This is a genomic window from Acidithiobacillus sp. (assembly GCF_023255755.1).
Taxonomy (GTDB): domain Bacteria; phylum Pseudomonadota; class Gammaproteobacteria; order Acidithiobacillales; family Acidithiobacillaceae; genus Acidithiobacillus.
In genome coordinates this window covers 3,035-10,561 of the sequence record NZ_JAGDVS010000074.1, presented here as the reverse complement: position 1 = coordinate 10,561, position 7,527 = coordinate 3,035, and the positions used below count along the sequence as shown (strand labels likewise).

At 57.0% G+C, this 7,527-nt stretch carries 9 protein-coding genes and 1 pseudogene; 1 reads left to right on the top strand and 9 read right to left on the bottom strand.

Features of this window, described 5'->3' with window-relative positions:
* The 7 genes from Q0C48_RS05050 to Q0C48_RS05020 all read right to left on the bottom strand — a co-directional run.
* Positions 1-205 (bottom strand): crossover junction endodeoxyribonuclease RuvC (locus tag Q0C48_RS05050; RefSeq protein WP_291522133.1); only part of this gene is annotated, 205 nt, incomplete at its 3' end.
* Positions 206-231: 26 nt separating this feature from the next.
* Positions 232-984: a YebC/PmpR family DNA-binding transcriptional regulator gene (locus Q0C48_RS05045; RefSeq protein WP_024893145.1), complete on the bottom strand. Its 753-nt coding sequence runs from the start codon at positions 982-984 to the stop codon at positions 232-234.
* Positions 985-1,059: 75 nt separating this feature from the next.
* Positions 1,060-1,674 (bottom strand): 1-acyl-sn-glycerol-3-phosphate acyltransferase, encoded by a 615-nt coding sequence (locus Q0C48_RS05040; protein WP_215887712.1) that lies wholly within the window; start codon positions 1,672-1,674, stop codon positions 1,060-1,062.
* 8 nt (positions 1,675-1,682) lie between these two features.
* Complete coding sequence (nadA, locus tag Q0C48_RS05035; RefSeq protein WP_291522132.1) at positions 1,683-2,780, bottom strand: quinolinate synthase NadA; 1,098 nt, start codon at positions 2,778-2,780, stop codon at positions 1,683-1,685.
* A gap of 45 nt (positions 2,781-2,825) precedes the next feature.
* Positions 2,826-3,275 (bottom strand): dihydroneopterin triphosphate diphosphatase, encoded by a 450-nt coding sequence (nudB, locus tag Q0C48_RS05030; RefSeq protein ID WP_031572570.1) that lies wholly within the window; start codon positions 3,273-3,275, stop codon positions 2,826-2,828.
* Positions 3,259-5,049 carry an aspartate--tRNA ligase gene (aspS, locus tag Q0C48_RS05025; protein ID WP_291522131.1) on the bottom strand — a complete coding sequence of 597 codons (1,791 nt, stop codon included), beginning with the start codon at positions 5,047-5,049 and terminating at the stop codon, positions 3,259-3,261. The genes nudB and aspS overlap by 17 nt, the downstream gene beginning before the upstream one ends.
* A 99-nt stretch (positions 5,050-5,148) precedes the next feature.
* Entirely contained in the window at positions 5,149-5,409 is a 261-nt protein-coding gene (locus Q0C48_RS05020) for a zinc ribbon domain-containing protein (protein WP_291522130.1), read from the bottom strand.
* Positions 5,410-5,517: 108 nt separating this feature from the next.
* Between Q0C48_RS05020 and Q0C48_RS05015 the strand changes: the two genes are divergently transcribed.
* Positions 5,518-6,174 carry a MarC family protein gene (locus Q0C48_RS05015; protein WP_024893139.1) on the top strand — a complete coding sequence of 219 codons (657 nt, stop codon included), beginning with the start codon at positions 5,518-5,520 and terminating at the stop codon, positions 6,172-6,174.
* A gap of 62 nt (positions 6,175-6,236) precedes the next feature.
* On the opposite strand, the gene Q0C48_RS05010 is transcribed toward Q0C48_RS05015, so the two are convergent.
* Positions 6,237-6,821, bottom strand: a complete 585-nt coding sequence (locus Q0C48_RS05010; RefSeq protein ID WP_291522129.1) for a Uma2 family endonuclease — start codon at positions 6,819-6,821, stop codon at positions 6,237-6,239.
* A 115-nt stretch (positions 6,822-6,936) separates the two neighbouring features.
* A pseudogene (locus Q0C48_RS05005) lies at positions 6,937-7,527 on the bottom strand (type II secretion protein); the annotation flags it as partial.

Sequence of the window (7,527 nt, the reverse complement as noted above, 5' to 3'; positions counted from 1 at the left end):
CCTGCTCAATGGCTGCTGTATTGGGTCGATGCTCGGCCAACACCTGCGCCAGATCCCGGTAGATGGCGCCGATGCGCTCCAGAAAGGGCCGGCCAGCCACATTCAGGCAGCCATGAGCCACATGCCGCAACTCGCCACGCGCATCCGACTCGATGATGCCATAGCCGGTGCGCAGAGAGCCCGGATCAATACCGATGATGCGCAAGGCCGTTTCCTGATGGACTGAAAAATTCAGGATGCTGCTTCCAGGCGGGCCATTTCCTCATCGCTGATTTCATAGTTGGCGTACACATTTTGCACGTCATCGTTTTCTTCCAGGAAGTCGATGAGACGCAGCAGTTTTTCTGCCTCCTCTCCACTTACCTCAATCGTGTTTTCCGGAATCATGGTCAATTCGCTTTCTTCCGGCTGCAAACCGGCGGCTTCCAGTGCCTGGACCACACTGTGCAAGTCCGTGGCCGCCGTATAGACAGCAATCCGCTCACCTTCATTGACCACGTCTTCGGCCCCTGCTTCCAGCGCCGCCTCGAGAATTTTGTCTTCATCAGCATCGCCGGGAAAAACAATTAAGCCCAGCTTTTTGAACTGATAGGCAACAGAACCGGCGGTTCCCATATTACCGCCGCGTTTGGAAAATATATGGCGGATTTCTGCGACGGTACGAACCTTGTTGTCGGTCATGGTTTCAATCAGGATAGCCACACCCGCAGGGCCGTAGCCCTCATAAGTCACTTCCTCGTAATCCACGCCTTCCAGCTCACCCGTACCGCGTTTGACGGCGCGTTCAATGGTGTCTTTGGTCATATTGGCACCATATGCCTTGTCCAGAGCCAGGCGCAGTCGTGAATTACTGCCCGGATCTCCGCCCCCGGCGCGCGCTGCAACGGTAATTTCGCGAATCAGACGGGTAAATATTTTGCCGCGTTTGGCGTCTTTCAGTGCTTTCTTGAATTTGATGGTGGACCATTTACTATGCCCGGACATAACCCACTCCTTGCTTCTATAACTGACTTATTCTGGTGAAATATCGGCCATGATAACGCAAAGGCAAGGATGCCGTCATGCAAGTGTGGCAATAGCACTCATGGTCGCCCCCATGACTTCGGCGGCGTCAGCATCACGATGAAAATGCAGGGGCACCCCATAGCGTAACAGGGGATGCTGGCGCCGCAGCCAGGTCTGCAAGTCAGAAGCGGCCTGCCGGGCGCCGCCGACATGAGCCGGGACCACCGGCGCGGCACTTTCGCGCACCAGCCAGGCGACACCTTTCCGGGTCTCCGAGCGATTGATGCCGCCCTCGGGAAAAATGCCGAGTACCCGACCCTCTTCAAGAACATGGCGAGCCTGCAACAGCGCCCGCACATCACGACGATCCCGACGTACCGGAATGCTGTAGGTTTGCTCCAGCAACTGGCGCATCAATGGATTGTCGTAGTATTCCCGGGCCACCAGAAAGGACACCACGCGTTGATTGCTGGCGACCAGCAGCAGGGGATCCAACACCGACACATGATTACACACCAGAATCGCCGCGCCCTCAGCCGGTACGGTACTGTGCTCCCAATGCGCGCCCTGATAAAGGCGCAGATAGGCAGTCAGCAGACGATGCAGATTGCGCTGGGTCAGCGACCATTCGCCAATCACATCAGCCGGCTGCACAGCGACAGAGGACATGGCGGCCGTCAGGACACCATAAGCATGCGTTCCAGGGCCAGACGCGCCTGGGCCGCCGTTTCCGGCTCGACCTGAATCCGGTTGCGTACTTGCCCTTCCAGAAGATTTTCCAAGGTCACCGCCAACTGCTCGGGATCGATGCGGAACATGGTGGAACACATGCACACCATGGGTGACATGAATTCCACGGTTTTTCCTTCCGCCCGTACTTCGTCAGCCAGACGGGTCACCAGATTGATTTCGGTGCCTACCAGCCATTCACTGCCTGCGGGAGAGGCTTTGACCGTACGCAATATAAAATCCGTAGATCCGACTGCATCGGACATCTGACAGACTTCAAAGGCCGACTCGGGATGGGCGATGACCTGCCCCTGAGGGTGTTCCCGGCGCCAGCGCTCAACATGCGCGGGCTGGAACATCTGGTGCACGGAGCAATGCCCCTTCCAGAGCAGAATCCGGGCACGGCGAATCTCCTCGGGCGTCAGTCCGCCCAGGGGCAGCGCCGGGTCCCAAACCGGCATATCCCGCAAGGGGATATTCAGCTGGTGCCCGGTCCAGCGGCCCAGATGCTGATCCGGAAAAAATAACGCCTTGGGCCGCTGCTGAAAGGACCATTCGAGCACCTTACGGGCATTGGAAGAAGTGCAGACCGTACCACCATGCGCCCCGCAAAAGGCCTTGATGGCAGCCGATGAGTTCACATAGGTGACCGGGGTGATTTCCGTCTCCACATCCAGCACCGTCGCGAGCTCGTCCCAGGCGCGTTGGACCTGCGGGATATCAGCCATGTCGGCCATGGAACAACCGGCGTTCAGATCGGGCAGAATGCTGGCCTGATCGGGACGACTGAGAATATCCGCCACTTCGGCCATGAAGTGTACACCGCAAAAAACAATGAATTCCGCTTCCTGCTCGGCTGCCGCCCGGGATAACTGCAAGGAATCCCCATGGAAATCGGCATGACGATAGACTTCTTCGCGCTGGTAATGATGCCCGAGAATAACCGCACGTTTTCCCAAAGCGGCTTTTGCCCGGCGAATGCGGGTATCCAGGTCGGCTGCTTCACTGCGCCGCAACCCCTGCACCATCACTGTCTCTACACCCATAACCACCCTCTCAGGCGCTGTTGCGCGTGCAAAATGTTCCTTAAGTTACGAAGCCGCCTGCTGTGCGTCAAGGCGCGCCCCAAAATGGCGATAAATCGCATCCCGGTTGGTCCACGATCCGGTACGGCGGGCCGCTTCGATCGCCGGCAACCAGGCAAAGTTCACATGCTCCTGATGACGCAGTTGTGGAACCTGAGGCTCGGGCAAAGCCAGGGTGAATATGCGCTCCTCGTTGAACGCCACCTCCGGCGCGTAACGCTCCCGCCAGGGTGGCACAATGGGAAAGCGATTCCGTACCCCGGTATCCACCAGTCCTTCCGCCGCAAATCCCGTCTCTTCACGGAGCTCCCTCACGGCCGCGTCCCGCCAGGATTCTCCCGGTTCCAGACTCCCGGTTACCGACTGCCAGAATCCTTCCGGTTGGGCACGCTCCAGCAACAGAACCTGCTGACCGGCGTAGATCATGACCAGAATCGACTCAGGAATTTTGAACATCGGCTCCTACTCCGGGACGCAGGCGGATACCCAGCTCCTGTAATTGCTTGTTGGCCACCACGCCGGGGGCCTCGGTCAACAGACAACCGGCTTTCTGGGTTTTGGGAAAAGCAATGACATCGCGAATGGTATCCGCGCCAGACATGAGCATGACCAGACGATCCAACCCGAAAGCCAGGCCGCCATGGGGTGGCGCACCATAATGGAGAGCGTCCAGCAGGAAGCCGAATTTATCCCGCGCTTCTTCGGCGCCAATACCCAGGGCCGCAAACACTTTTTCCTGAACTTTTTCCTGATGAATACGAATACTGCCGCCGCCAATTTCATTGCCGTTCAGCACCAGATCATAGGCGCGGGCCAATGCTGCCCCCGGATTTTTCGCCAGACTCTCCAGATGTGCGCTTTGCGGTGCCGTAAATGGATGATGGGTGGAAGTCCAGCTATTATCCTTCTCGTCGTAATCAAACATGGGAAAATCCGTTACCCATACGGGTCGCCATTCACCTTCCAGCAAATTCAGGTCGGCCGCGACGCGGTTGCGCAGATTTCCCAGCGCCTCGTTGACCACCTTGGCACTGTCGGCGCCGAAAAAGAGAATGTCGCCGACAGCCGCGCCACTACGCTGGAGAATTTCCTGCAGCACCTCGGGAGCAAGAAATTTGACGATGGGCGACTGGAGCCCTTCGGCACCCTGATTCAGCGCGTTGATTTTGATCCAGGCCAGACCCTTGGCCCCATAAATGGCCGCAAACTGGGTGTATTGATCAATTTGTGCACGACTGAGCTGGGCACCAGCGGGAACCCGCAGACAGGCGACACGACCCCGTGGGCGCTCAGCGGCCTCCCGAAATACCTTGAACTCCACACTGCGCATCAGGTCGCTCAGCTCGGTCAGCTCCAGGGGATTGCGCAAATCGGGGCGATCCACGCCAAAACGGTGCATGGCATCCGCGTAGGTCATGCGTGGGAAAGGATTGGGCAGATCAATACCGAGCACTTCCGCAAACAGGCCCCGAATCATCGGTTCGGCAATACCCATGACGGCTTCTTCATCCACAAAAGAGGCTTCTATATCAATCTGGGTAAATTCCGGCTGCCGGTCGGCGCGTAAGTCTTCATCCCGAAAACATTTGGTAATCTGATAATAACGATCAATACCCGCGACCATCAGCAGTTGTTTGAACAGCTGGGGACTTTGCGGCAAGGCGAAAAAATGACCCGGCTGGGTTCGGGACGGGACCAGATAATCGCGGGCACCCTCCGGTGTCGAGCGGGTCAGAACCGGCGTCTCAACATCCATGAAACCGCCACTGTCCAGATAACGGCGCACGTAGCTGGTGACCTGATGGCGCAAACGCAGGCGTCCCAGCATTTCCGGGCGGCGCAAATCCAGATAACGGTATTTGAGACGCAGGTTTTCAGCAATCTCCTCTTCGTCCAAGGGAAACGGAACCGGCTCGGAGCGGTTCAGAATCTCGATGTGCGTCGCCATGAGTTCGACCTTGCCACTGGGCATCTGCAGATTTTCCGTACCTGCAGGGCGGGCCCGCAACACCCCTTCGACACTCAAAACAAACTCGCTCCGGCATTCATTAGCCGCCGCGAAGGCTTCCGCCTGATCAGGATCAGCAACCACCTGAACCAGCCCTTCCCGGTCCCTGAGATCAATGAAAACCACACCGCCGTGATCACGACGGCGTTGAGCCCATCCGCAGAGACGCACGGTCTGTCCGATCAGGTTCTCGTTTATGCCATTACAATAATGTGTCCGCATGCTGCGTCCCGTATAGTTGTGTCAAATTACATCATCAAATAACAAAAGGCCGCCCGACCGGCGGCCCGCGCACAATCTAGCCCCGCTGCAGGCGCGGCGTCAATGACAGGCGCAACTGCCGCCCGGGCAAGCGGGCGCAGCACTGCTGGCGGTTTCGCTTTTTGTCGCCCCCCCCTTACTGCCCTTGAAATCTGTCTCGTACCAGCCGGACCCCTTCAGCGCAAAAGCGCCAGCACTGAGCTGCCGCTCCAGGCCCGGTTTGCCACAGACCGGACAATCGGTCAGGCGGGCATCACTCATGCGCTGCTCCGCGCTCAAATGATGTCCACAGTCCTTGCATACATACTCATAAGTTGGCATCGTATCCACTCCGTATTAGGTTGTAACTGAATATGCCTATTAAATACGTCTTCAGGCACCATTTTTCAAGCGTTCTGTGTACTGCACAGTCTGTCACGGTAATTTTACATGTCTATCACGCCTGAACTGCATAACGCCCTGCAAACCCTGATTGCCCTGCTCGCCATTCTGAATCCCATCGGGGCCATTCCTATTTTCATTGCCTTGACAGCTGACGAAGATCCGGTCCAGCAACTGGCTACCATCAAACTGGCCTCCAGAACCGTTGCTATCGTGTTGCTCATCGCCGCTTTTCTGGGTGAGTACATTCTTCAGTTTTTTGGCATCAGTATCGCCGCCTTTCAGGTAGCGGGGGGCATGGTTCTGATGTTGCTGGCCTTCAACATGTTACAGGCAAAATCCAGCCGTTACCGCCACACTCCGGAAGAAACGGCCGAGGGCATGAGCAAGGAAGCAGTAGCCGTGGTACCACTGGCCATTCCCCTCATGGCGGGTCCGGGTACCATGATTACGGTGATTATTGCCCATCATAAAAATGCTTCCTGGTTTGCCAGCGGGCTATTGATTCTGGACATCCTGATCATTGCCGGAGTCGCCTACGCGGCGCTGCGCCTGGCCCGGCCATTGTCACGGCGTCTGGGCGTAACCGGCATCAACATATCCACCCGAATTTTCGGGCTGGTCCTGGCTGCCATTGCCGTCACCTTCATTGCCAATGGTCTGGCAGCACTTTTCCCCGGCCTGGTGCATGTCAGCACCAGCTGATCAGCGCATCATCCTGGATAACCCAGTCAAGCACACGGCCCATTGTAGCATCAGGGCGGCATTCAATCCGTCGGCAAAGCTGAAGGCAGATCGACGCCCGCATAGATCTCCTCTACTGAAAGTGCCAGGTCGACACATTGGCAGCGCAAACGATCGCTTTCAGGGTCATTCAACAACTCGTACCACCAACCTTCAGGATGCCGGCGGAATGCCTCGACAACGATTTTTTCGCTATCCACCAAAACATATTCCTGCAGGCTAGGGAGCGTCTGATAAGCTTGTAGCTTTTCACGACGGTCCACATTCGCCGTGCTCGCCGACGATACTTCGACGATAAGGCAAGGATCTTCCAGATAGAGGGTATCTCCAGACAACGGCGCGCCACAACGCAACACCACATCGGGGTAATAAAAGGCATCTACAGCTTCCACCCGCACTTTCATATCGCTGTTCAGAACCTGACAGTGACTGCCACGGGCTTTTTGCCAGAGCAGTCCATACAGGTTACCGGCAATCTGGTTATGCCGCAGCTTGGCCCTGGCCATGGCATAAACCTGCCCGGCCACATACTCATGGCGTATATCTGCGCGCTCCTCACCTTCCAGATACTCTTTGCCAGACAAAGGCCGTAACATGGCTATCTGCATGCCCTTTCCTCCTGACTCAGCGTATCAACAGTCCTCATCATAAAACGTGGAAGCTTCTGTGTCATCGCCGCAAGATGGCAAGAAATAGCGGGTAGCGCCGGGATGATTCTTCCCTTTAGGGCTTGATGTCGCGCCCCAAGCCATATTTTAGGCGGCGGGCAGGCAGATACCAGAACAAACCATCCAGCAGCATCAGGCAGCCCGCAGCAATCAGAATATAATCGGTGAAACTGTAGGGTGTCGCGCCCAGTATTTTGTGGATGGCCAGACCCAGGCCGATAAATGCCACCCCGGTGCGGATCAGCGACAACCCGGTTCGGGCGCGCGCGTAAGAGGCGCGGTGACTGGCGGCAATGGTGCGCTGGGCGGCGAGCATATTACGCTCGCGGGCCAGATGGGTGCGCTCCTTGCTGGCCGGAACCGGGCGCAAAATCGAACAGTAATGGGGAATGGCCGCCGCCAGTCTGGCCAGGGCACTGTCATCCTCCGCCTCAACCGGGGCTTCAGGAAGGTGATAACGATCGGTAAAGCGCACGTTCTCGGTCGTAATATCAATCAAGGCGCTTTGGCAGGGTAGATCCATGCGGCTGCCACGCACTTTCAGATAATCGAACAAGCCGATCAGGGCCAGAACAATGCCGACCAACAAAATCGGCAGGTGGTAAGGTGAGAGGTCGTTGTGGGAGACTTTAGTCAGCACATTGGC

Coding starts and splice junctions, on each gene's coding strand:
- Q0C48_RS05045 (WP_024893145.1), bottom strand. CDS start 984: ATGTCCGGGCATAGTAAATGGTCCACCATCAAATTCAAGAAAGCACTG.
- Q0C48_RS05040 (WP_215887712.1), bottom strand. CDS start 1,674: ATGTCCTCTGTCGCTGTGCAGCCGGCTGATGTGATTGGCGAATGGTCG.
- nadA (WP_291522132.1), bottom strand. CDS start 2,780: ATGGGTGTAGAGACAGTGATGGTGCAGGGGTTGCGGCGCAGTGAAGCA.
- nudB (WP_031572570.1), bottom strand. CDS start 3,275: ATGTTCAAAATTCCTGAGTCGATTCTGGTCATGATCTACGCCGGTCAG.
- aspS (WP_291522131.1), bottom strand. CDS start 5,049: ATGCGGACACATTATTGTAATGGCATAAACGAGAACCTGATCGGACAG.
- Q0C48_RS05020 (WP_291522130.1), bottom strand. CDS start 5,409: ATGCCAACTTATGAGTATGTATGCAAGGACTGTGGACATCATTTGAGC.
- Q0C48_RS05015 (WP_024893139.1), top strand. CDS start 5,518: ATGTCTATCACGCCTGAACTGCATAACGCCCTGCAAACCCTGATTGCC.
- Q0C48_RS05010 (WP_291522129.1), bottom strand. CDS start 6,821: ATGCAGATAGCCATGTTACGGCCTTTGTCTGGCAAAGAGTATCTGGAA.